This is a genomic window from Chryseobacterium sp. C2(2020), from assembly GCF_014218915.1.
Classification (GTDB): Bacteria; Bacteroidota; Bacteroidia; order Flavobacteriales; family Weeksellaceae; genus Chryseobacterium; species Chryseobacterium mucoviscidosis.
Map to the genome: position 1 here is coordinate 123,427 of NZ_JACLCT010000005.1, position 23,483 is coordinate 146,909.

Genomic DNA, 23,483 nt, shown 5'->3' on the forward strand with positions numbered 1-23,483 from the left:
TTCTCAAAACAAAAACTTTGCGTTTATATAATCCGGAGCAAAGGTTGTCATGCAGAAAGCATCTTTAGGATTATATTTAATAGATTTCTCCTTCGTCGAAATGACAGAACAATGTATAAAAGCTCCCGCAGATTTTACGGATTTTGCAGATGATTCTTAAAAAAATATCAAATGCTTATACAAACATTTTTTTATTGATTTGATTTAAAACTGCAATCTAAACGCAAAGGAAAAGTTTTCACCTCATTAAAGAGAAGCAAAGATACTCCGTCGCAGACGGATGATAAAGCGCGCTTCTTAGAAGATGAAATCTGCCTTCAGTTTGCTGCCTAAATATATTCATTCTCAAAACAAAAACTTTGCGTTTAGATAATCTTGAGCAAATTTTGTCATGCTGAAAGCATCTTTAGGATTATATTTAATAGATTTCTCCTGCGTCGAAATGACAGACCTGTGTATAAAGCTCCCGCAGATTTGGCGGATTTTGCAGATGATTCTGTAAAAAACATCAAATGCTTATACAAACATTTTTTATTGATTTGATTTAAAACTGCAATCTAAACGCAAAGAAAAAGTTTTCACCTCATTAAAGAAAAGCAAAGATACTCCGTCGCAGACGGATGATGAAGCGCGCTTCTTAGCAGATGAAATCTGCCTTCACTTTGCTGCCTAAATGTATTCATTATCAAAACAAAAACTTTGCGTTTAGATAATCCTGAGCAAAGTTTGTCATGCTGAAAGCATCTCTACAATTATATTTAATAGATTTCTCCTTCGTCGAAATGACAGAGCTGTTTATGAAAGCTCCCGCAGATCTGGCGGATTTAGCAGATGATTCTGAAAAATTTGTCAAATGCTTTTTATTGATTTGATTTAAAAACTGCAATCTAAACGCAAAGAAAAAAGTTTTCACCTCATTAAAGAGAAGCAAAGATACTCCGTCGCAGACGGATGATGAAGCGCGCTTCTTAGCAGATGAAATCTGCCTTCACTTTGCTGCCTAAATATATTCATTCTTAAAACAAAAACTTTGCGTTTAGATAATCTGGAGCAAAGTTTGTATTGCTGAAAAGCATCTTTAGGATTATATTTGATAGATTTCTCCTTCGTCGAAATGACATAATATTCAAACTATATCATTCTAAAACTACGTGTATAAAAGAACTGAGCAACCATCGCCAAAATCAACAGGACAAAATGCAATACTCTAATTTTGAGTTTATATCTACGGATGATGCAAAGAAAAATAATGTTGATAACGGATGTAAAAAGGATCGCCACATCATGCATATTTTTCACTTCTGAAATATCAATATCTAAAGCGCAACGCCTTACCGTTCCAAAATTGAACCTGCAAAAGTGAGTGAAAAAAGACAACATACACGAGAGGTATAAAATGATAACGTATTCTGAAAAATCTTTTACAAACTGGCTTCTTTCTTTACCAATCAGCGCAAAACCTAAATTTATAAACGACAAAAGCAACAGGATGTTATGGTAAAAAGAATATCATAATGCCCAAAATTCAGAAGATGGTACACCACGAAATACTGAATAGAAATATACAGCGCTCCCACCGTTACAGGAAGCCAAAAGAAATGATAAGCGAAATAATTTAAATTTGATCTTTCCGGCATTTTAGTTTTTAAAGGTATTTTTTGAACGTTTGTGTTTTTTAGCTAACTTGTCAAAAGTAAAAATTAGAAATCAACAAAAAGACTTTTCTTTTTGCGATTTTATTGCGATTTTTCGCAAAAAAATTATCTTTACACTAAACTTTACAGAAATGGAAAAAACAAAACTCATCGAAGCCCGCAAAAGAAGAAACATCAGCCAGGAAAGAATGGCAGACATCCTTTCTATGGATGTTTCCAACTACAACCGAAGAGAGAAAGGAACGGCAAAAATTTCTTTATCGGAATGGCAGAAAATCGCTGAAGTATTGGACGTTCCAATTGAAGACATTTTTGAAAATGAAGAAAGTTTAGTTTTTATATTTAATGATAATTCTACAGGTAACGGAAATGGTATTGGAAATACCAATAATTACAACATTCCGCTTTCTTTGTGGGAATCTCAGAAAAAATACATCGATAAACTGGAAGCAGAAATTGAAGCACTAAAAGCAGAAATCGCAAAATACAAATAACCTTTCGCGGTGCAGTTTTTGTATTTTATACTTCATAAAAGTTTAAGTTATGAGATTTGAAAATAATAAATCGGGAAATGGCGGAGTAATTACTCTAAATAATGAAGTAAAAGAAATCGGAAGATTAACGTACACTATTTTCCCCGAAGACAGCAAATTCATTATTTCCTTCGTTTTGGTTCACCCAGAATTTGAAGGTCGCGGAATGGGAAAATATCTGGTGGAAGAAGCCATAAAGTTTGCCCGCGAAAACAACTGGAAAGTTTACCCGCATTGTTCTTACGCGCGATCTGTGATGATGAGAATGAAGGACGTGGAAGATATTTTTTTACAGCGTTAACACTTCGTTCACCAAGATTTCTTCAATATCATCGGGATAATCTACTTTCAGATGCTGATCGGAATTTACCCAATTCTGTATTTCTTCAAGCTTCAAAACTTTAGAATTCGGAATTCCCATCTTGTCTAAAGCGCAGGCGTTGCATTCCTGTTCATATTGATTATGAATAGGGATTACGAACAGTTTTTTATCCATAAAAAGTGCTTCTGCGGGACTTTCGAAACCTGCATTGCAGAGAATACCATCGCAGTTTTCAAAGGCTTTTAAATACTGAATTTCATCAATTGGAAAAATTTCAACATTATTTTCCTTAAACTGCAATTTGGAATATTTAGAAAAAACTTTCCATTCTACCGGAATCTGCTTTAAAACTTTAATGATATTTTCATCCGAAAAACTCGGAAGATACACCAGATAAAAACCTTTTTTGTCGGGATTCAGATTTCGGATTTTCCTTCTGATGACCGGTTTTTTTATCTGAGGATGATAATTTTCGAAGTGGAAACCAATTCTTCTTTCGCTCGGAACATAATATTTCAGCACCATTTCGCCGAAAAAATCTTTTTTATCCGGTTTCGGCGTTTCTTTAAACAACATGGAAGCCTGATGACTGAGTTCTATCATCGGATGTTTTCTAAATTTACAAGCCCATCCCGTTAAAGGTTCATAATCGTTGATGACTAAATCGTACTGAGAAAGCTCGATTTCGCGGATCGCTTTGAATGCTTCTAAAAAACTATTGTCTGTAAACGTTTTCCGATAGGATAAACCGCCTGTTTTATCGTAAAGAAGGGAAACGCCTTTGTGTTTAAAATTAATATCAAAATCTGCCTTTAACTGCGACTGATGTCCGCTGATAAGTGTATCGACAGAAGCATATTTTTTCAGGATCGGAACGATTTCCTGCGCACGTGCGACGTGTCCGTTTCCGGTTCCCTGAAAGGCGTATAAAATTCTCATTGGCTGAAGTTGGTTACTATTTTTAAAAGTTCATCACTATCGATTTCCTGAATTTCCTCTGCGGTATCATCTTTTAAAGAATCTTTATGTTCGTCATAATAAAAAATCTTCCACTCGTTATTATTATACTCCAGTGCGGAAAGATTTTCGATCCAGTCGCCGGAATTAAGATACGTGCAGGAACCTTTTTTATTAATCACCTCCCGAATCTGCGGCTGATGAATGTGTCCGCAAACTACGTAATCGTAATGATTGTCGATGGCAAGTTCGGAAGCAGTCAGCTCAAAATCCCCGATGTATTTTACCGCTTTCTTCACATTGTTTTTAATTTTTTTTGAAAATGAATATTTTTCTTTTCCCATTTTCTCCAAAAACCAATTCACAACATTATTAATCACAATTAATAAATCGTAGCCTTTTCCTCCGAGTTTTGCAATCCATTTCGAATGCTGAACGGAAGCATCAAACACATCTCCGTGAAAGATCCATGTTTTTTTATTGTCTATGTCTAAACAGATTTTATTACAGACTTTAAGTTTACCCAGTTGGAAGTCGGTAAACTTCCGGAACATCTCGTCATGATTTCCGGTAATGTAGAAAACATCTGTGTTTTTTGTGGCAAAGGACAATATCTTTTTGATGACCTTTAAATGGGGTTTAGGGAAGTAAGACTTTTTGAATTGCCAGATATCGATAATATCTCCGTTCAAAACTAAAGTTTTAGGCTGAATAGAATTAAGATATCGCAGTAATTCTTTAGCCTTACATCCGTAAGTTCCCAGATGAACATCCGATATAACAACTAATTCGACGTTTCTTTTCATAGTTTTATGCAAAGAAACTACTTGAAAGTTAACTGTATATGAATGTTATATTATTTTTTTCACTTATCCTTAATTTATCATAATGCTTAATTTTAACGCAAAGTTCGCAAAAGTTTTTAAATATTAACCGCTTTTAAGCTCACAAAGGCGTTTCACTCAGCAAAGAACCCAAAGTTTTTTATTGATGATAAATTCCGGACAACTACTATTTTTTAGAGAGTTTCCATCAACTCTTCTGTAATTTCCATATTATGATATACGTTTTGCACGTCATCATCGTCCTCGAAACGCTCAAGCATTTTCATATTTGCCTTGAACTGCTCTTCGTTTACTTCTTTTGTATTGTTCGGAATTCTCTGAAGTTCTGCGCTTTTTGCTTCAATTCCCAGTTCGTCTAATTTGTGAGATAAAGAACCGAAATCTTCGAAAGCTGTTGTAATCATTACTTCTTCTTCGTCTTTTTCTACGTCTTCTGCTCCGCCGTCAATCATTTCCATTTCAAAATCGTCCCAATCCATTTTAATCTGAGTTAAATCGATCGTGAAAATCCCTTTTCTGTCGAAGATGAAAGCTAACTCGCCATTTTTACCAAGGTTTCCATCAAACTTATTGAAAATAGCTCTTACATTGGCAACAGTTCTTGTTGTATTGTTTGTCGTACATTCTACGAAAAAAGCAACACCACCTTGTCCGTAACCTTCGTAAGTAATTTCTTCATAGTTTTCTGCATCTGCACCACTTGCCTTTTTAATCGCTCTTTCTACGTTATCTTTTGGCATGTTTGCTCCTTTAGCATTCTGTATGCATCTTCTTAGTGCAGGATTAGATTCCGGATCTGCACCTCCTGCTTTTACTGCCAATGCAATATCTTTACCTATTTTAGAAAAAGTCTTAGCCATCTTGTCCCATCTGGCCATTTTAGATGCTTTTCTATATTCAAACGCTCTTCCCATTTTATATTTTTAATTTTCAACAAAATTACTCAAAAGTGAACGAAAAAAAAATACCCCCAGAGAACTGGAGGTATTTATATTTAGAAAAATTTAATTATTTTCTTTTTTTAGCTGGAGCTTTTTTCTTAGCTGGAGCTTTTTTCTTAACTACTTTTACCGGAGTTGGATCTTCGTAGTCTCTTTTCTTAAGAGATTCCCACTGAGCAGCATCTTCGATAGCAGTTACAACTACTTTTCTGTCTACTTGTCTTTCAGCATCAGAAGCAGTAGCAGGTACAGTAGCTTTAGCTTTACCTACACCGATTGATTTAAGAGCATTAGCATCTACACCTCTTGCATCTAAAGCAGCAACTACAGCAGCAGCTCTTTCTCTAGATAATTTTAAGTTGTAAGCTTCAGATCCCTTAGCATCAGTTCTACCTTCTAATAGATAGTTACCACCGTCTTTTTTGATTAGATCAGCAGCAGAATCAAGAGCACCTTTAGACTCAGCCTTGATAGTAGCTTTATTGAAGTCAAAGAATACACTTCCGAATTGTTTTTCTAATTCAATAGCAGTTTGCTTTTTAGGCTTAGGACATCCGTTGTATTCTGGAAGACCTGGAACAGTAGGACAAGCATCATCTTTATCTAAGATTCCGTCTCCGTCTGTATCTGGCCAAGGACAACCATTGTTTTCAGCAGGACCTGCAACTGTAGGACAAGCATCATCTTTGTCGATTACACCGTCACCATCAGTATCTGGCCAAGGGCATCCGTTGTTTTCAACCGGACCAGCCACATCTGGACATTGATCGTCTTTATCTGGAACTCCATCACCATCAGTATCAGGACATCCTTGGAATTCTGGTAAACCTGGTGTATCTGGACATAAATCGTCTTTATCCAAGATACCATCTTTATCTCTATCTCTGTTACCAAATCTAAAGTTCAAAGAAGCTGAAGCTTGCCAGAAATTAGCAACGTTAGATTTGTCTCCCGGAGTTGATACGTAATCTCCCTGAACACCTAAACCGAAGTTTTTAGTTAACCAAAAGTTAACACCTGCACCAGTAGCAACTGTAAAGAAGTTAGCTTTACCGTTTTCGTTACCGTTGTCACCATTTGTAACATATTCTCCGTTAGCATCCGTTCTAGGGAAAGTAAGAGAAGTATAATCATGTCTCAAATAGTTAGCACCAACTCTTAAATATGGATCAAACCAAGATTCTTCGTCCCAAAGAAGACCTGCAGCCTTCGCCTGGAAACCTAAACCTGTCATCAACATAAACTCTTTACCCATGTTGAATCTTTTGTTTTCAACATTACCTACAGTTGTCTGCCAGTCGATTACCAAACCTTTACCGATGTTCCTAGCTACAGTAAGTTTTGATAATGGCGGAGTAATAGAGAAGTTGTTCATATTGAACATTGTCTTCGTCAAATTATTAGCAGAGAACGTATTACTGAAATTGGTTCTCTGTGCCAAATGGTTTTCCGCGTGAGCACCAACCCCGATTAACCACGGATTGTTGGTAGTCTGAGCGAACACAGTAGAAGCAACAGTAAGTGCCAATGCTGAAATTCCTAATTTTAGATTTTTCATAGAATTAAATGATTAAATAATTGATAATGCAAAATAAATATAATTTTTCTTTATATACAAAGTTTTTCAGATGATTTTTAACTTTTCTTTAATATTCTGTCGAGGTTTCGTTTATTTTCTCTATCTTTTATGCTCTCCCTTTTATCGAAGAGTTTTTTCCCTCTACCCAGCGCTATGAGAACCTTTGCTTTTCCCCGGTCATTGATATATAATTTAAGAGGTATAACGGTGTTCCCTGCATCCTTTAACTTTTTTCCTAATTTCTGTAACTCTTTTTTGTGCAAGAGCAATTTCCGTTCCCTTTTTGTTTTATGATTGTAAAAAGTTCCTAATTTGTACTCGTCAATCATCATATTAATGATGTACAATTCCCCATCAATAAACTGACAGAACGATTCTGCGATGGATGCTTTTGAAGAACGCAAAGATTTTATTTCCGTACCTGTTAAAACCATTCCCGCTTCGTATTCTTCCAGAATTTCATATTCAAATCTGGCTCTTCGGTTTAATATATTGACTGTTTTTTCAATCTTCATTTTAAAATCCTTTTGTATTTGTAAGATGTAAAAATTTAATAAGGTTGCAGAAGAATTTATATTTTTTATGATATTTATTTTCTGCGTTTTATTAATTTAATGAATGAAATATATAAAAAATACCCCACATTTAAAAACCTGACTATTACAATATTGCGAAATACCCAAATTCTTTTCGTATTTTTGCGCCAAATTTACAAAACTATATGTTAACAGTATCTAACTTATCTTTACAATTCGGGAAAAGAGTTCTTTTTGACGAGGTAAACATTATGTTTACGAAAGGAAACTGCTACGGAATTATCGGAGCAAATGGTGCAGGAAAGTCTACATTCCTTAAAATATTAACAGGAAAGCAGGACCCGACAACAGGACACGTATCTTTGGAACCTGGAAAAAGAATGTCTGTTCTGGAGCAGGATCACTTTGCTTATGATCAATTTACTGTGCTTGAAGCGGTTTTGAGAGGTAACAAGAAATTATTCGAGATAAAAGAAGAGATGGACGCGCTTTATGCGAAAGAAGACTTCTCTGATGAAGACGGAATTAAAGCCGGAGAATTAGGCGTCATCTACGACGAAATGGGAGGATGGACTGCAGAATCTGATGCACAGACCATGCTTTCCAACGTAGGTATTAAAGATGATATGCATTGGCAAATGATGAGCGAACTTGAGAACAAAGACAAAGTAAAGGTTCTTTTGGCTCAGGCGCTTTTCGGAAATCCGGATGTACTTATTCTGGATGAGCCTACGAACGACCTTGATATCGATACGATCTCTTGGCTGGAAGATTTCTTAGCAGATTATGAAAACACCGTAATCGTTGTATCTCACGACCGTCACTTCTTAGACACGGTTTGTACGCACATCGGTGACTTGGATTATGCTAAACTTAACCTTTACACAGGTAACTACTCTTTCTGGTATCAGGCTTCTCAGTTAGCAACGAGACAAAGAGCTCAGGCGAACAAAAAAGCGGAGGAAAAGAAGAAAGAACTTCAGGACTTCATTGCAAGATTCAGCTCAAACGTTGCGAAAGCGAAACAGGCAACCGCAAGAAAGAAAATGATCGATAAATTAAACATTGATGATATTAAACCGTCTTCAAGAAGATACCCTGCCATTATTTTCGAAATGGAAAGAGAAGCGGGAGATCAGATTTTGGATGTAAAAGGTCTTGAAAAAACAAAAGACGGAGAATTATTGTTCTCAAACATCGATTTAAATCTTAAAAAAGGAGATAAAGTTGCTGTTTTGTCTAAAAATTCATTGGCAATCACAGAATTTTTCGAAATTTTAGCAGGAAACGTAGAAGCAGACAAAGGAACTGTTGCTTGGGGAGTTACTACAAACCAGTCTCATATGCCTTTAGACAATACCAATTTCTTTCAGGAAGATTTAAGTTTGGTTGATTGGCTAAGACAATTTACGAAAAATGATGAAGAGCGTCATGAAGAATTCGTAAGAGGATTTTTAGGAAGAATGCTTTTCTCCGGAGATGAAGCTTTAAAATCCTGTAAAGTACTTTCAGGAGGTGAAAAAATGAGATGTATGTTCAGTAGAATGATGCTTCAGAAAGCCAACGTTCTTTTACTGGATGAACCTACAAACCACTTAGACCTTGAAAGTATCACGACATTGAATAACTCACTGTCTAACTTCAAAGGAAATATTCTATTGGCTTCTCATGACCACGAAATGCTTTCCACAGTCTGTAACCGAATCATCGAGCTGACCCCAACTGGAATTATCGATAGAGAAATGACTTACGATGAATATCTTGCTGATAAGAAAGTAAAAGAATTAAGAGAGAAAATGTATTCTTAAAATATTTAAAAACCGTTCAACTGCTGAACGGTTTTTTTTAACACTTCCCCTTCAACAATAAACTTTTCTTTTAAATTATAATTCCCTATTTTTGTGAAATGAGTCAAAAATGGATTTACAAGCCCGAACCCGATGAGGAAATTGTGGATGGATTAAGTTCGTCTCTTGGTTTTGGAACTTTTGAATCTAAACTCCTCGTTCTCAGAGGAATTGACAATTATCAAAAGGCAAGAGAATTTTTTAAACCCAACCTTAACGACATTCACAGTCCGTTTTTAATGGCAGATATGCAAAAAGCTGTAGAGCGGATTGCCACTGCAATTGAGAATGGAGAAAAAATATTGGTGTACGGAGATTATGACGTGGACGGAACAACTGCCGTTGCACTGATGTATCTGTACCTCAGCAAAATTGTTCAGAAAAAATATTTAGATTACTATATTCCCGACAGAAATTCTGAAGGGTACGGAATTTCTACCGAAGGAATCGACTTTGCCAAAGAAAACGGCTTTTCTCTGATTATCGCTTTAGACTGCGGAATCAAAGCACTGGATATGATCAGCTATGCCAAAAGTCTGGATATCGATTTTATCATCTGCGATCACCATTTACCCGGAGAAGAAATTCCTGACGCCGTTGCCGTTCTGGATCCGAAAAGAAGTGACTGCCGCTATCCTTTCAAAGAACTTTCAGGATGCGGAGTAGGTTTTAAACTTTGTCAGGGTCTCAACACCATTTATAAACTTCCTGAAGCTGAACTGTTTGAATTAACAGATCTTCTCGCGATTTCCATTGCTGCAGATATCGTTTCGATGACAGGCGAAAACAGGGTTTTGGCTAAAATGGGACTGAAAACTCTTCGAAAAACGAGAAATTTAGGATTAAGATTATTAATTCCCGAAGACAAACTTTCTCATTTTGAAATTTCAAATATTGTGTTTGAAATTGCGCCTAAAATTAACGCTGCCGGAAGAATTTCTCACGGAAAAGCAGCCGTTGAGCTTATGGTTTCGGATAACCTGAAACACGCCCATCAGATTGTGAGTGACATCATGAATCTTAATGATGAAAGGCGTGAACTGGATATGAACTCTACTCTTTCTGCTTTGAATCAGGTTATTGAATCTCAGCAGGAAACAAAATATACCACCATCGTTTATCATCCGGAATGGAATAAAGGAGTAATAGGAATTGTAGCTTCAAGATTAATTGAAACCTACTACAAACCTACCCTTGTTTTCACCGATGGAAATAACGGGGAAATGGTGGCTTCGGCGAGATCCGTTTCGGATTTTGATGTTCACGAAGCACTGGATATGTGTTCGGAATATTTTTTAAAATTCGGAGGACATCATGCCGCTGCAGGACTTTCTATGGAGAAAGAAAAATTTGCCGCTTTTAAAGAAAAATTTGAACGAGTTGTCTCTGAAAAAATCAAAGAACATCAGAAAGAGCCATCCATTACGATTGACTCGGAAATTCAGATTGATGAAATTAACAGAGAATTTATCAATTTCCACAGAAAACTGGCTCCTTTCGGACCTCACAATATGAAACCGATTCTTACCTTAACGAATCAGAAAATTTCGGGGTATATTAAAACAATGGGGAAAGATAATAATCATCTTAAATTTTACATTAAGCAGGAGTCCACCGGAAGAAATATAGAATGTGTAGGCTTCAAATTAGGTCAGTTTGCCGATGATTTCAGAAATAAATATTTTGATCTTGCCTTTACACTGGAAGAAAATCACTGGAAAGGCAATGTAACGCATTATCTGAATATTAAAGATGTTCAATTCAGGGATTAGAAGTTTTTTATGAAAAAAATTGGTTTATTTTTCGGTTCGTTTAACCCGATTCATATTGGTCATTTAATTTTAGCCAATTACATCCTGGAAAATTCCGATATGGATGAACTTTGGTTTGTAGTAAGTCCGCAAAATCCTTTCAAAGAAAAGAAATCTTTGTTAAAAGATCATAACCGACTGGATATGGTGCAGCTTGCGGTAAAAAATTATCCGAGAATGCGTGCTTCAAATGTGGAGTTTTCGCTTCCACAGCCAAGTTACACGATTGATACGCTGACTTATCTTCATGAGAAATATCCCGACTATTCTTTTAGTTTAATCATGGGAGAAGATAATCTGGAAAGCCTTCATAAATGGAAGAATGCTGAAACTTTAATTAAGAATCATCACATCATTGTTTATCCGAGAGTTTTTGAAGGTGAAAAGAAAGACTCCGAATATCTTCAGCACGAAAATATTTCTCTAATCAACGCGCCGGTTATTGAGCTTTCCGCAACAGAAATCCGTAACATGATTAAAAGCGGAAAAAATGTAAGACCGATGCTTCCTCCCGAAGTTTTTGATTATTTGGATGGAAGCAGTTTTTATAAGTAATTTAGCATTGATAAGCCGATGCAGGAAGATGGAAGCTGGAGGTTTCTTATTAGTCCTGAATTAATGATATGTAAAATTTATGAATTTCTTAGAAAAATTATTTTTAAAATATCCTCAGGAAAAAGTCATCAGATGGTTTAAAAATATCTGTCTTGCAGAAGCCGTTTCGTGGTTTTTTCTTTTCACGGCAATGATCTGGATCCGCACCAATCCCGATGAAATTCTTCCTATTGTTTACATCAGTACCATCGGAAGCATTCACGGTTTCTTTTTTTCTCTTTATCTGATCTTTTTACCCGCGATAAGGAAAATTTACGTGTGGGATGATGAAGACAGCGTTTTTGCTTTAATTGCCGCCTTCTTCCCGTTTGCCACGATCTGGATCGATAAAAAATTGGCCCGTTTAGACAGAGAATAAATTCAATAGAAAGAACCATTTCGGTTCTTTTTTCTTTTTATTACACCATGACATTTCAGAAATTTTATCCCGAAATGTAATACAATCATGCTCAAAATTGTCTTATTGACAGCAAAGGAACAAAAACAAAAAATTTAATCTTAAATTTTATTTACTGAAAACCAATAAGTTAAATTTAATTTAAAAACTTTTTAAGTACTTTGTATTGCAAGATACTTAATTTATTATATATCTTTGCAATGTTAAATAATAACAAATACAAGCTATTAAAAACTCTCTAAAATTATAAAACATGAAAACGCCCATTCTTATCGCAGCTATATTCTTCAGTGGATTATCTTTCGCTCAGCAAACTAAAAAGGATACTGTAAAAACAAAAAGTATAGAAGGAGTTACTTTAACCAAGCTGGTTTTCAAAAAACAAAGCGACCGTTTTGTATATGATGTTGCTGCATCTCCCATTGCAAAAGGAAATACGACGTTCGATATTCTGAAGCAGACTCCCCTTTTGTCTACAACAGATGATAAAACGTTAAAGATTGCAGGAAAGAACAATGCGCTGATCTACATTAACGGCAGAAAAAGCAATATGGATGCAGAATCTCTGGTTCAGTTTCTGAAAAATACACCCGCAGAAAATATCCAGAAAATTGAAGTGATTACAGTTCCGGGAAGTGAATATCAGGTAGAATCTTCCGATGGGATCATCAATATCGTGCTGAAGAAAAAAATGAGCGACGGAACCAGCGGAAACATGAGAATGTCTAATACCCAGAGTAAATACAATGCAAGCAACGCCAGTTTCTCTGTCAATTACAGAAAAGACAAACTGGGAATTAATGCGAATCTTAGTGGTGGCGAAAATATCAATCCGCAAGCATATGTTCTTAGAAACCGATCTGAAAATGTACAGAATGAATCTGTAGGGAATATTGATGATCCGAACAAAAATTTAGGAGGATATCTGAATATTGATTATCAGTTGAATGACAAAAGTAATCTGGCTTTATCATGGAATACATGGGCGAACAAAAGCTACAATTCTACGATCGATCTGATGAACACGATTACAAAATATGATACTAACGGCAATATACTTTCAACCGCTTATACTAAAACCAAAAATAAAGAGGACGCAAGAAGCTATAACAATTCTGTAAATTTAAACTATGAAGTAAAGCTTGATTCTTTAGGAAGCAAACTGAATGTGAATGCAGCATATCTTAATTATAAAAGATTTCAGTACACGAATAACAACACGCTGATTCAGGATGCGGCAGGAAATTTCACCCAAAACAGCAGCAAAATAATTCAGGACCTTCCGCAGGTTATCAATAATTTTTCCGGGACGGTGGATTATATTCAAAAATTTAAAAACGATTTTACGTTCTCTGCCGGAGGAAATTACAATAAAACAAAAACTGACAACGACACCAAAAACTATTCATATCCATACGATCTTTCCGGTAACCAGTTAGCTTCTCAAAATGATTTTAACCATTTTATTTACAATGAAAATATTTATGGTCTGTATGTAACTTTTGAAAAGAAGTTTTCGGATAAGTTCTCAGGAAAAATCGGAGCCAGATACGAAATCACGAATAGCTTAGGAACCGCAGATAGTTGGAAAAACAATGTAGAAACCAATCAACAGATCGAAAGAAATTATAATAATCTTTTACCTTATTTAAGTTTCAATTATGCCATTAATGATAAGAACAATATTTCCTATTCCTTTTCAAGCAGAATGAGAAGACCCAGCTTTTGGGAACTGAACCCTGTAAAAAATCTTATTACGGAAGATAATTATACTCAAAATAATCCTTTCGTAAAGGCGTCTTCCACTTACAATCAGGAGTTAACGTATATGTACAAAAATTCTTATTTCCTGATTTTGAATCATACCTATGAAAAAGACCAGATCACGCAGGTTCCGTTGCAGAGAAGCTATATCGATCCGAAAACCAATCAGAAAAGAGTTCAGTTGGCGTACATCAGAACCAATTTCGGAGACAAGCAGGAAATGTCTGCGATGCTGGGAATTCAGAAATCTTTATTCAAGCAATATCTTACATTAAACTTCAATGCGGGGGTACAGTATAACATCAACAACGGAACATTAGATACAGATCCTACAACAGGACAGGTTTTTGATACTTATGTAAACAACAGAAAATCTGCAAGTATGTTGATTACCAGTAACAATACCATCCGTTTAGACAAAAAGAAAACATGGTTCTTAGGCGTAAATTTCTTCTATGTGGATAAACAGCAGATAGAACTTGGTATGCTGAAAAACTTAGCAAGTTTAGATCTGAACATTAAGAAAAACTGGAACGACTGGACGTTTGCGGTGAATCTGAATGATGTTTTAAGAACCAATGTCGTGGAAATTGAAGATTTACAGGCTTCCGGAAACTATAACTACATTAGAAACGACCAGTACAGAAGAAGCATTAATGTAAGCATTACTTACAATTTCGGAAACCAGAAAGTGAAAAAGGTAAGAAACATCGAAAGTGCTTCAGACGAAATTAAAAACAGAACAAGATAACAATCATTTCTTCATATAAATCATTTTTTGTGGTAAACTCGCTGAGAAATCGGCGAGTTTTTTTATTTTTAATTAAAATTCAATGATGAAGAGTCGTTTAATTGTTTTAACAGGTTTATTTCTTCTTACACTTTTAGGCTGTAAACAAAACACCATTGATTTCGGAAATGGAAAAGCTTTTACCATAGAAAAAAATGTTTCCTACGGAAAATACAAGGAACAGAAAATGGACGTTTATATTCCTAAGGCTTCTTTAAAAGATAAAGACGTTTTCGTCGTTATTCACGGTGGCGGTTGGCGTGGCGGAAGGAGATCTCAGCTTACGGATTTCACTTATGATCTGATGAAAAAATTTCCTGAACATATTTTTATCAATCTGGATTATAGGCTTGCTTCATCCAAGCATTTTGCTCTTCCGAATCAAACAGATGATATTGCCAGTGTCATGAATGGTTTAGAAAAAAACTTAAAAATTCATCCCAAATATATTCTTCTCGGAAACAGCGCGGGCGGACATTTAGCAATGTTGTATGCTTATAAATTTGATCCGGACAGAAAGGTAAAAGCGGTTATCAATATCGTCGGTCCCACTGATCTGAACGATTCAGGATTTAAAAATTATGAAGATTATGCTTTCGTAGAAAAACATTTGATTGATCCTAAAATCGTTGACAGCAAAACAACGCTAATGGACTTTGGAAGTCCGGTTCACTGGATTACTCCAACTTCCGCTCCTACCCTTTCTTATTACGGAATTAATGACCATGTGGTTCCACTGTCTCAAAAGAAAACGCTGGACTCGGTTCTATCAGAAAATAAAGTGTATCATGAATCTTATGAATTTACCGGAGATCATCTCGGCTGGGATCAGTCTTCCAATGCAGATTTTCTGGTCAATAAAATTGAGGGATTTATGAAGAATATAAATCCTTAAAATTCTTTAGATGTACAGAATAGTATTTTTTCTTTTAATAACAGCTCAGTTATATAAATCTCAAAATAAACGTTTTGTTTACGAATACAGTTTCGCAGAAGATTCCACACAGCTTGACATCAAGAAACGAGAATTTCTGAATCTTGATATTCATAAAAACAGTTCCCGATTTTATTCTTCCGATATTCCCGAACAGGACTCTTTAGTAAGAATTAAAGAGAAACCGAAAGATAAATTTCCTTATCAGGGAATTCAGTATTTAGACGTTATTGTAAAAAATTATCCAGATTTTAATATGACATTGTATACAAGCTGTCAGAATTATTATCAGGTAAAGATGCAGAAAAAACCTAAATGGAAAATCTTTCCTGAAAAAGAAAAGATTTTAAATTTTTTAGCTCAAAAAGCAACAACTACATTATATAACAGAAAATGGACAGTTTGGTTTACAACTGATATTCCCATTCAGGACGGTCCTTATTTGCTCCATGGCTTACCTGGGTTAATTGTAAAAGCAGAAGACGAGAAGAAAGGAATTTCATTTCAGCTCGTAGAGATAAGATCACTTCGAAATTCAGATCCGGAAGAACTTCCATATTATTTCAGACATAAGCTTATTTTAGTAACAGAAAATTCTTTCAAAACTATTTTAAAAAATTATTTCGAAAATCCTTCTCCGCAGCGGAACAATGATAACAATGATCTGAAACAAATCTTTTTTGACGGTAACGGAAAAGAAATATCAGATTCCGAATTTTATAGAATGGTGGAAAGAAACAATAAAAAAGCTTTAGAGAAAAGGAATAATCTTTTAAGGTGGGATATTATAAAAAATTAATATTCTCTCTATTACTAAAAAAATAAACGCTCTGAAAATTCAAAGCGTTTATTAATATTTTATTCAGACTTAAAAATCTCCGATCTTTCTGAAACTCCATTCGCATTGAAAGCTTCGATCTGGAAATAATATGCATCCGTTCTGTCGGCTCCGGTGAAGAAATATTCGTTTTTTCCGTACACCATAATGCTTCCGTACAATTTTTCAGGAGATTTTCCCCAATAAATAACATATCCGTCTGCATCGGAATTCTGCTGCCATTTCATCCAGATGCTTCTTCTTTCGCCGTATTTCTTGGGATCTGATCTCAACGGAACAAAATTCTGAACTTTTGGAGGAACTGCTCCTGCGCCTTTTCCAAATACCCTGAATCCGCTTAATGCAAATTTTCCGGTGGGCATTTTAAGATTTTCCATTTTCAGAAATCTCGCTTTTGTAGGTTTTTCCAATTCTACATAATCATGAGGAACATCTTTAGTGTTTTTGCTTTTATCCACAATCACATTCCATTTTTTACCGTCATCGGAACCATAAATTTTATACTGATGCATTTTGCCAAGCGTTTTCCCCATAAACTCAACATCCTGATCGGCATAATTGATCTGAATCGCATTAATGGTAGAAACCTCTCCTAAATCCGTCTGAAACCACTCTCCGGAATTTCCTGTTTTGGCACTCCAGTACGTTTTAATATCTTCATCCACCGCATAATTGGAATTATAACCACCTAAAGTGGATGAAACCTGAACCGGCTTATTATAATTCAGCAGCATCCATCCTGCAAAAAGTCCTTTAGAGAAATCTTTTCCCTGTGCGTATTGCGGAAGATACGTTGGATAATCTCCATAAGCCGTGTTGCAATACATTACATCATCTTTATCAAATCCGGCAGGCCAGATTCCCAAACGTCTTTCAAAATTATTTTTTGTTGAAATAAAAATGGTAGAAATGTGCCACCAGTTTTTGTAATTGTCTTCAAACGTTGCACCGTGTCCTGCTCCTCTCGCAAAACCTCCCGGTTTGTAAGAAAACGGATTATGCTGTTGATATTCAAAACCTTCCAAAGGCTTATTACTCACATACACTCCGTCCGAATATCCGCTAAACTCCGTTGCAGGAGCTCCATATTGCAAATAATATTTTCCGTTATGCTTCGTCATCCACGCTCCTTCTACGAATGGCTGTAAGAAAACATTGTCATTATATTCCCCGAATCTTTCCCAACCATGATCTTCCGGTTTTAGCCTGATGATCGGCTTTACAAAACCTTCGGACTGAAGGGTATTTACTTTTACTTCGGTTCCCAACAATGGCCATTCATTGCTTGATCCCCAATACAAGTACAGCTTGTTTTTATCTTCATCGTAATGAAATGCAGGATCCCAAGCTCCGACTTTTAAAGTATCAACGGCAATTTTCCAGTCATCTTTGGTGGGATTGGTACTTTTCCAAATCGGGAAATCCTGTTCCCACGTAGATCCGAAAACGTATAACGTATCTTTCATTGCCCAAACTGCAGGAGCGTTCAGATCGTGGGTATATTTATTGTCTCTTAAAAATTTTCGGTGGACAAACTTCCAGTCGAGCATATCGTCGCTGTACCAGTATCCTTCCTGATTGGTGGAAAAAAGAAAGAGCTTGTTTTTAAAATTAACAATCACCGGATCGGCTGTTGCACGGTGTTTTCCCTGTTTTGAAAAAACTTCGAACGGAGTATACCCGTAATCGATATTAATCGGGTTACAAAATGTCTTCTGCTGAGCATTTAAACTGAAAAATCCCAACAAAAGCATGAATGAAAGGAGGCACTTCTGCATTTTCATATTTTTAACTTTGAAGACAAAATTAGTTAACTTTTTTCGGTTTTCTCCAAATAAAGCCGTCCAATAAGTAATGCGTAAGCTGAGGAACGACTAATAAAGGAACCAAAAACTGAAACCAATTTACTGAAACGTTCAGATTTAATGAAAAATGTTCGTTCCAAACCAAAATTTCCCATAAAAACTCCTCGAAAAATGCAAAAGCAAGAATAACGAGAATAAACAAAAATATCCCGAAAGCAGATTTGAATAAAGAAAGACGGTTTAGATTGTGATCCTCTTTTTGTTGAATTTCTCTGATGTAAATTAAAGCAATGTAAGGAATTCCGTGCGAAATCACATTCAGGAAAGTGAAAACCAAATCGTTGTTGAAATAAACAATTCCGAAATACCACGAAAGATAAGTCCCTGAAATTAAGGCAATTTTCGGAATATTAAATTGTCTGGTTTTGAAAATTTTATACACCGTTTTTACGATCCAAATCATTAAAATCCCGAAATATAAAATCTTAATGACTGGAATATAATCCGGAAGATTCTGAAACCAATTGAATTCATTTTGTACAAACCACGTAAAAGCTCTTGGTGTTTTAAACCAATACAACATCGGAAAAATTGTGGCAGAATACACCGCAATTTCATCAATTCTTTTACTCCAGTTATTAGGTTCAAATCTAGCATAAATTCTCATGAAACCATATTGCTGCCTGATAAAATGAAAAACAGCAATCAAAGCCAACACCGACCAAAAGGTAAGACTTCCGAACTGGTATAAAATCAGCCCTAAAATCCAGCTCAATGCAGGAATTCCGTAATATAAAAGTTTTCTTTTGCTGACTTCTTCTTTAACGAAATACGTTTTAAATAACGTTGAATAAACGTGCGCAACATCTACGAAAACTATGAGAAAAAGCCATGTGTAAAAGGAATAATGATTTTCCAGTCCCTGAATCTGTTTCTGAAATAAGAAAACAATCAGCAAAATAATGAAAGGCGGCGACAGGATAAACCAGCCGTCTGTTTTTGCGTTATGGATCCAGGGTTGTTTCATTTTTATTTTTGGGAAACCTAACAGATTTTAAAAACCTGTTAGGTTTGAATTCTTATTTTAATATTAATCAAATTGTTGCATCTCTTTCGCGGTTCTCCATCCCTGATAAAAAGCTTCCTCGAAAATTGAAATTCCTGAAAGATCAGAATGGGCAAAGAAAACTTTTCCGTCAACCGGCTGTTTTGCCATTTCGGAATTTCCAAAAATCTGGTTCGGAACCGGCGCAATCATCGCATGACCGATTTTTTGAAACTGCATTTCGAGGATAAAATCTTCGATCATAGGATGGGCTTTTTTTAAATCTTCCAAAACAAGGTTTTTCAACTGATCTTCTTTCAGACCGTATAATTTTTTTCTTGCTTTTTTACAGTCATTGGTGGAAAAACTTCTGTAGTAGGTAATCACTTTTTCACCCATAATCTGGTTTACATTCTGATGCTGATCGTAAATATAGCCTAAACCATCAGAACCGTAGATTACGTTATCCCAAGCCAATTCTTCATCTCCTCCGAAATCGTTTTGTAAAGTAATCGTTGTTAAAAGCCACGGAACATAGTTAAAATGTTCAGCCCTTTTATTGTTGAAAATTCTTTCGTTGACGAATTGCGGAGTCGCGAACAGAACTTTTTCAGCCATGATCTTTTTTGTCTTTTTCTGAATATTGTCGAAACTTAAAACCTCAACATCGTTATCATTGATCTTCACATCAAAAACCAGATGATTCTGTAAAGATTTTTCTTCTGTATATTTTGAAAAATGTTTTGCCAAACGAGCATTTCCTTCCGGCCATGTGAAAACCTGATCTTTGTATTTTTTGCTCCAGTTATTTTTTCTTCCGGCGAAATAATGAATTCCAGCCCAAGCTGAAACATAATTGATTCCCAAACCGTAATCATCGCGACAGGAATAATCCAACAGCCAGAGTAATTCTTCAGATGTAAAATTTTCTTGTTTCAGCCAGTCTCTGAAAATAATTTTCTCTAGTTGTAAAACCTCATCTTCCCGGGTGGAATCGTGAACCGGAATGGCAAACCAATATTTTCCTTCCGCATCTTTTTTATGCTGAAAGTGATCCATCATTTTAAAAAAACGGTCGAATTCCGCTTTTGCTTCTGAGGAAATTCCGTTTTGCGGAACGATATCATTTTGCCATGAATTTTTGAAAAACAACCGTTCCTGTTGCGGGAAAGTCATCTGATATTCATCTAAAATCGGATCACCGTTTTCATCGTCTCCCTGATACATTTTGCAATCTTTCAGAAATTGGATGATTTCAGTATTTTCTTTATTCGGCAATGGCAAATAGTGTGCTCCTAAAGGAAATTTTGAAAATTTGTTCTGTCCGTTGGAAGAGTTTCCGCCTAAATGGTTTTCCATTTCGAGCAACAGATAATTGTTTTCCTGATCCTGACTGAAAAATCTACACGCCGAAAGTCCTGAAATTCCTCCGCCGACAACGAGGTATTTTGTGCGAATTTCTTCCGTAGGTTGAGGAAAATCTTTTGCCCAGAGTTTGTGCCCTAAAATATGATTGGTTCCGGTGATTTTTAGCAATAATGATTTGCCTTTTTTACTGCAATAGTGTAAAAAAGGAATCATGAGACTGCCTAAAAACAGGGTTTTAAGGAAATCTTTACGTGAAAATTGAGTGGGCTGAGTTGGCAAGATTTAATGGTTATTTTGAGATGCTTTCATAGTTGTCATCGGGATTCTGAAAATTGTTGATAACTCTGTGGATTCTCAACATATCATCCTGATAATCATAAATAATGTAGTTGTGTTTCGTTACCAAATATTTCATAAACCCTGTATCTCTATATTTTTCAAAGTATACATTTTTTGAAAGTAGCATTTGGATAGCCTGATCATATTTATCCAAAAAATTTTCTAAAACCAGAACGCCCCATTGATCAAAAAGATAATCCTGAAGATTTTCAAAATCTTTCTTGGAAAGATCACTATATTCTACCCTCATTCTTACGCTGTTCTAATCTTGCACGAGCCTGCTTCATTAATTCCTGGTGAGATATTGTTCTTCCCATTCTGAAATCTTCTTCGGATCTTTTCAACGATTCTAAAATCTCTTCATGGGTTTCGTTTCTATAAACCGGTTCCATTACTTTGGCAATAGAAAGCAGTTCTTCGGAAGTAAATCTTTTTTCTTTCATTTTTTTGAAAAAGGTGGGTTTTTTAATTCCTGTTTTTTCAATAATGTAAGAAATTTTAAATGGTGAATCTTTCAGAATCTGATCGATGTTGTTCTGGATTTCTATATATTTCTCAATTTCAGCTATCATATTTTTATAATTTAAGTATCAATTTATGATACAAATATAATAAATAATTGACACTTTTCTATTGAACTTTACCCCATTCTTCATCAAAATATCTTACTAAAATCTGGTTATCCAATCGATTGACTTCAATATCTTTGGTTTTCATATCTTTCGTAAAGTAAGAAAGCTGTGAGAAATTGTAATCATAAAATTTCAGATTCGGAATTTTACGGTAAATTTTATTGTTGATCGGTTCAAAAGAAGCCATTGAAAATCCCCATTCTCCGAATGATGGAACATACGTATGATACGCGGAAGTAAACGGAAAAATCTGATTAATTGTTTTCTCAATACACCAGAAAGATTTCGGGGCAAAGTAAGGAGAAGTTGTCTGAACCACAATCTTTGTGTCTAATGTAGTCAGTCTTTCCAGCTCTTTGTAAAACTGTAAAGAATATAATTTTCCTAAACTGTAATTAGACGGATCCGGAAAATCGATAATGATGACATCGTACTTTTTAGAGTTTTCTTTTACCCAAATGTAAGCGTCTTTATTTATCACTTTTAACTTTGGATTGGATAAAGAACTTTGATTCAATTGGCGCATTGTTTCATTATTCCTGAAAAAATTTGTCATTTCTCCGTCTAAATCCACCAAAGTGATGTCTTTTACTTCTTTGTATTTTAAAACTTCACGAACTGCGAAACCGTCTCCGCCGCCGAGAATTAAAATATGATCGATCTTTTTAGCCATCGACATCGCAGGATGAACCAGCGCTTCGTGATAACGGTATTCGTCTACTGAAGAAAACTGCAGATTATTGTTCAAATATAATCTGAATTCGCGACTGTTTCGGGTTAAAACGATTCTCTGGTAAGGTGAACTTTTGGTGTAAACAACATTTTCGCCGTATAATTTCTCTTCCGAAAATGATAAAATTCTGTCTGAAAAGATAAAGAGAATAACAAGCAAAAGAAAGGCTCCGATTGATTTAACTCTTAATGAAACTGGTTTTGAAAGTTCATTCTTCAGGTAAAAGCACAAAAATATGGCAATGGAAATATTAACCAAGCCAAAAAACAAAGGGGTTTTTACGATTCCTAATTGCGGAATCAGTACCAAAGGAAACAGAATAGAAGCCAATAATGCTCCAATATAGTCAAAGGCGAAAACATTGGATACCAAATCTTTAAACTGAACCCTGTCTTTTAAGATATTCATTAAAAGCGGAATTTCTACTCCAACCAGACAGCCTGTAAAAAATACAAAAAGGTATAAAACGGCTTCAAAATGAGCCAACGTATTAAACAGAATAAATAAAACCACAGAGCTTATTCCGCCGATGATCCCGACCAGAATTTCAATTTCTATGAATTTATCAATTAAATTTCCTTTGATGAATTTGGCAAAATACGATCCGACTCCCATCGAAAAAAGATAGACTCCGATGATGAAGGAAAACTGTTTTACGGAATCGCCCAAAAGATAGCTCGCCAAAGCTCCCGCCACCAATTCGTAGATCAGTCCGCAGGTTGCGATGACAAATACCGAAAACATCAAAAGCAGTTCAAGAGGAATCCTCTTTTTATCCATGAATCGCTGCACTTATGATAATTGAAATCCCGATGATAAATGCTCCGAAAATAATCGCCAAAGCAGTATTTTTATTGTGAGCGATTTCGTGCCATGTTTTTTCCGGTGTTAATTTTTCAATAATTAGATAGCAAACCAGCAGGATTGCAATTCCCAAGAAGGAATAAATGACTGAATTGATGACCGGTAAAAAGTTGATCTGATCCATAATTTTAGATTTTATTTGTGATAGTATCTGTAATATCCCACTCCGGAAGAGTGGTGTCTTCTTGTGGTTCCGTCTCTGTAGGTTTCTGTTTTTTCGCAGTCGCAGAACTGGTTGCCGTCAAAAGTGAGATAAGTAAACCAGCCGACAAAAAAAACTCCAATGAGACAGAGAATCCAGTGTTCTTTTATGTAATTAATAATTGTTTCCAT

22 protein-coding genes are annotated in these 23,483 nt (G+C 35.5%); 9 read left to right on the plus strand and 13 right to left on the minus strand.

Translation table 11 applies throughout. The features are described 5' to 3' along the window. The first annotated feature begins 1,786 nt into the window (after positions 1-1,786). Both H6W52_RS04970 and H6W52_RS04975 read left to right on the plus strand, forming a co-directional pair. Positions 1,787-2,149, plus strand: coding sequence for a helix-turn-helix transcriptional regulator (locus H6W52_RS04970; protein ID WP_116096010.1), 363 nt, complete (start codon positions 1,787-1,789; stop codon positions 2,147-2,149). A gap of 49 nt (positions 2,150-2,198) precedes the next feature. Further along, positions 2,199-2,489 (plus strand): GNAT family N-acetyltransferase, encoded by a 291-nt coding sequence (locus H6W52_RS04975; RefSeq protein ID WP_076394996.1) that lies wholly within the window; start codon positions 2,199-2,201, stop codon positions 2,487-2,489. Here the strand turns inward: H6W52_RS04975 and H6W52_RS04980 are convergent. From H6W52_RS04980 to smpB, 5 genes are all read right to left on the minus strand, one after another. After that, on the minus strand, positions 2,478-3,449 hold the full coding sequence (locus tag H6W52_RS04980; RefSeq protein ID WP_116095874.1) for a glycosyltransferase family protein: 972 nt from the start codon (positions 3,447-3,449) through the stop codon (positions 2,478-2,480). The genes H6W52_RS04975 and H6W52_RS04980 overlap by 12 nt on opposite strands. Beyond that, positions 3,446-4,273 (minus strand): UDP-2,3-diacylglucosamine diphosphatase, encoded by an 828-nt coding sequence (locus H6W52_RS04985; RefSeq protein ID WP_108411045.1) that lies wholly within the window; start codon positions 4,271-4,273, stop codon positions 3,446-3,448. The genes H6W52_RS04980 and H6W52_RS04985 overlap by 4 nt, the downstream gene beginning before the upstream one ends. A gap of 212 nt (positions 4,274-4,485) precedes the next feature. Next, positions 4,486-5,226: a YebC/PmpR family DNA-binding transcriptional regulator gene (locus tag H6W52_RS04990; protein ID WP_116095872.1), complete on the minus strand. Its 741-nt coding sequence runs from the start codon at positions 5,224-5,226 to the stop codon at positions 4,486-4,488. 94 nt (positions 5,227-5,320) lie between these two features. After that, positions 5,321-6,811, minus strand: a complete 1,491-nt coding sequence (locus H6W52_RS04995; RefSeq protein WP_116095870.1) for an OmpA family protein — start codon at positions 6,809-6,811, stop codon at positions 5,321-5,323. Positions 6,812-6,888: 77 nt separating this feature from the next. Further along, a complete protein-coding gene (gene smpB, locus H6W52_RS05000) occupies positions 6,889-7,347 on the minus strand; it encodes an SsrA-binding protein SmpB (RefSeq protein WP_116095868.1) in 459 nt (152 codons plus the stop codon). A gap of 206 nt (positions 7,348-7,553) precedes the next feature. Between smpB and H6W52_RS05005 the strand changes: the two genes are divergently transcribed. From H6W52_RS05005 to H6W52_RS05035, 7 genes are all read left to right on the plus strand, one after another. After that, positions 7,554-9,176 carry an ABC-F family ATP-binding cassette domain-containing protein gene (locus H6W52_RS05005; protein ID WP_087707950.1) on the plus strand — a complete coding sequence of 541 codons (1,623 nt, stop codon included), beginning with the start codon at positions 7,554-7,556 and terminating at the stop codon, positions 9,174-9,176. Between the two features lie 98 nt (positions 9,177-9,274). Next, positions 9,275-10,987 (plus strand): single-stranded-DNA-specific exonuclease RecJ, encoded by a 1,713-nt coding sequence (recJ, locus tag H6W52_RS05010; RefSeq protein WP_076391922.1) that lies wholly within the window; start codon positions 9,275-9,277, stop codon positions 10,985-10,987. Positions 10,988-10,996: 9 nt separating this feature from the next. Then, complete coding sequence (gene nadD / locus H6W52_RS05015) at positions 10,997-11,581, plus strand: nicotinate (nicotinamide) nucleotide adenylyltransferase (RefSeq protein ID WP_087707954.1); 585 nt, start codon at positions 10,997-10,999, stop codon at positions 11,579-11,581. Positions 11,582-11,660: 79 nt separating this feature from the next. Continuing rightward, on the plus strand, positions 11,661-11,999 hold the full coding sequence (locus H6W52_RS05020; RefSeq protein ID WP_116095866.1) for a DUF3817 domain-containing protein: 339 nt from the start codon (positions 11,661-11,663) through the stop codon (positions 11,997-11,999). Positions 12,000-12,291: 292 nt separating this feature from the next. Beyond that, positions 12,292-14,553, plus strand: a complete 2,262-nt coding sequence (locus tag H6W52_RS05025; protein ID WP_116095864.1) for a TonB-dependent receptor domain-containing protein — start codon at positions 12,292-12,294, stop codon at positions 14,551-14,553. An 82-nt stretch (positions 14,554-14,635) separates the two neighbouring features. Continuing rightward, the gene (locus H6W52_RS05030) at positions 14,636-15,487 is read left to right on the plus strand and encodes an alpha/beta fold hydrolase (RefSeq protein WP_116095862.1); all 852 of its coding nucleotides are present in this window, start codon (positions 14,636-14,638) and stop codon (positions 15,485-15,487) included. A 10-nt stretch (positions 15,488-15,497) separates the two neighbouring features. Further along, a complete protein-coding gene (locus H6W52_RS05035) occupies positions 15,498-16,325 on the plus strand; it encodes a GLPGLI family protein (protein WP_116095860.1) in 828 nt (275 codons plus the stop codon). 59 nt (positions 16,326-16,384) lie between these two features. On the opposite strand, the gene H6W52_RS05040 is transcribed toward H6W52_RS05035, so the two are convergent. From H6W52_RS05040 to H6W52_RS05075, 8 genes are all read right to left on the minus strand, one after another. After that, a complete protein-coding gene (locus tag H6W52_RS05040; RefSeq protein WP_116096009.1) occupies positions 16,385-18,142 on the minus strand; it encodes a discoidin domain-containing protein in 1,758 nt (585 codons plus the stop codon). A gap of 28 nt (positions 18,143-18,170) precedes the next feature. Next, the gene (locus H6W52_RS05045) at positions 18,171-19,196 is read right to left on the minus strand and encodes a hypothetical protein (RefSeq protein WP_116095858.1); all 1,026 of its coding nucleotides are present in this window, start codon (positions 19,194-19,196) and stop codon (positions 18,171-18,173) included. A 63-nt stretch (positions 19,197-19,259) separates the two neighbouring features. Further along, the gene (locus H6W52_RS05050) at positions 19,260-20,750 is read right to left on the minus strand and encodes an NAD(P)-binding protein (RefSeq protein ID WP_228457524.1); all 1,491 of its coding nucleotides are present in this window, start codon (positions 20,748-20,750) and stop codon (positions 19,260-19,262) included. A gap of 121 nt (positions 20,751-20,871) precedes the next feature. Beyond that, the gene (locus H6W52_RS05055) at positions 20,872-21,171 is read right to left on the minus strand and encodes a type II toxin-antitoxin system RelE/ParE family toxin (protein ID WP_116095854.1); all 300 of its coding nucleotides are present in this window, start codon (positions 21,169-21,171) and stop codon (positions 20,872-20,874) included. Further along, a complete protein-coding gene (locus tag H6W52_RS05060; protein WP_029297707.1) occupies positions 21,155-21,493 on the minus strand; it encodes a hypothetical protein in 339 nt (112 codons plus the stop codon). The genes H6W52_RS05055 and H6W52_RS05060 overlap by 17 nt, the downstream gene beginning before the upstream one ends. A 58-nt stretch (positions 21,494-21,551) precedes the next feature. Beyond that, positions 21,552-23,066 carry a polyamine aminopropyltransferase gene (locus tag H6W52_RS05065; RefSeq protein WP_116095852.1) on the minus strand — a complete coding sequence of 505 codons (1,515 nt, stop codon included), beginning with the start codon at positions 23,064-23,066 and terminating at the stop codon, positions 21,552-21,554. Next, the gene (locus tag H6W52_RS05070) at positions 23,059-23,274 is read right to left on the minus strand and encodes a DUF350 domain-containing protein (protein ID WP_076391900.1); all 216 of its coding nucleotides are present in this window, start codon (positions 23,272-23,274) and stop codon (positions 23,059-23,061) included. Before H6W52_RS05070 ends, H6W52_RS05065 begins: the two co-directional genes overlap by 8 nt. An 11-nt stretch (positions 23,275-23,285) precedes the next feature. Further along, the gene (locus tag H6W52_RS05075) at positions 23,286-23,483 is read right to left on the minus strand and encodes a hypothetical protein (protein WP_228423024.1); all 198 of its coding nucleotides are present in this window, start codon (positions 23,481-23,483) and stop codon (positions 23,286-23,288) included.

What these genes read in the sequence shown, in the direction of transcription:
- H6W52_RS04970 (WP_116096010.1), top strand. Translation starts at nt 1,787, where the DNA reads ATGGAAAAAACAAAACTCATCGAAGCCCGCAAAAGAAGAAACATCAGC.
- H6W52_RS04975 (WP_076394996.1), top strand. Translation starts at nt 2,199, where the DNA reads ATGAGATTTGAAAATAATAAATCGGGAAATGGCGGAGTAATTACTCTA.
- H6W52_RS04980 (WP_116095874.1), bottom strand. Translation starts at nt 3,449, where the DNA reads ATGAGAATTTTATACGCCTTTCAGGGAACCGGAAACGGACACGTCGCA.
- H6W52_RS04985 (WP_108411045.1), bottom strand. Translation starts at nt 4,273, where the DNA reads ATGAAAAGAAACGTCGAATTAGTTGTTATATCGGATGTTCATCTGGGA.
- H6W52_RS04990 (WP_116095872.1), bottom strand. Translation starts at nt 5,226, where the DNA reads ATGGGAAGAGCGTTTGAATATAGAAAAGCATCTAAAATGGCCAGATGG.
- H6W52_RS04995 (WP_116095870.1), bottom strand. Translation starts at nt 6,811, where the DNA reads ATGAAAAATCTAAAATTAGGAATTTCAGCATTGGCACTTACTGTTGCT.
- smpB (WP_116095868.1), bottom strand. Translation starts at nt 7,347, where the DNA reads ATGAAGATTGAAAAAACAGTCAATATATTAAACCGAAGAGCCAGATTT.
- H6W52_RS05005 (WP_087707950.1), top strand. Translation starts at nt 7,554, where the DNA reads ATGTTAACAGTATCTAACTTATCTTTACAATTCGGGAAAAGAGTTCTT.
- recJ (WP_076391922.1), top strand. Translation starts at nt 9,275, where the DNA reads ATGAGTCAAAAATGGATTTACAAGCCCGAACCCGATGAGGAAATTGTG.
- nadD (WP_087707954.1), top strand. Translation starts at nt 10,997, where the DNA reads ATGAAAAAAATTGGTTTATTTTTCGGTTCGTTTAACCCGATTCATATT.
- H6W52_RS05020 (WP_116095866.1), top strand. Translation starts at nt 11,661, where the DNA reads ATGAATTTCTTAGAAAAATTATTTTTAAAATATCCTCAGGAAAAAGTC.
- H6W52_RS05025 (WP_116095864.1), top strand. Translation starts at nt 12,292, where the DNA reads ATGAAAACGCCCATTCTTATCGCAGCTATATTCTTCAGTGGATTATCT.
- H6W52_RS05030 (WP_116095862.1), top strand. Translation starts at nt 14,636, where the DNA reads ATGATGAAGAGTCGTTTAATTGTTTTAACAGGTTTATTTCTTCTTACA.
- H6W52_RS05035 (WP_116095860.1), top strand. Translation starts at nt 15,498, where the DNA reads ATGTACAGAATAGTATTTTTTCTTTTAATAACAGCTCAGTTATATAAA.
- H6W52_RS05040 (WP_116096009.1), bottom strand. Translation starts at nt 18,142, where the DNA reads ATGCAGAAGTGCCTCCTTTCATTCATGCTTTTGTTGGGATTTTTCAGT.
- H6W52_RS05045 (WP_116095858.1), bottom strand. Translation starts at nt 19,196, where the DNA reads ATGAAACAACCCTGGATCCATAACGCAAAAACAGACGGCTGGTTTATC.
- H6W52_RS05055 (WP_116095854.1), bottom strand. Translation starts at nt 21,171, where the DNA reads ATGAGGGTAGAATATAGTGATCTTTCCAAGAAAGATTTTGAAAATCTT.
- H6W52_RS05060 (WP_029297707.1), bottom strand. Translation starts at nt 21,493, where the DNA reads ATGATAGCTGAAATTGAGAAATATATAGAAATCCAGAACAACATCGAT.
- H6W52_RS05065 (WP_116095852.1), bottom strand. Translation starts at nt 23,066, where the DNA reads ATGGATAAAAAGAGGATTCCTCTTGAACTGCTTTTGATGTTTTCGGTA.
- H6W52_RS05070 (WP_076391900.1), bottom strand. Translation starts at nt 23,274, where the DNA reads ATGGATCAGATCAACTTTTTACCGGTCATCAATTCAGTCATTTATTCC.
- H6W52_RS05075 (WP_228423024.1), bottom strand. Translation starts at nt 23,483, where the DNA reads ATGGAAACAATTATTAATTACATAAAAGAACACTGGATTCTCTGTCTC.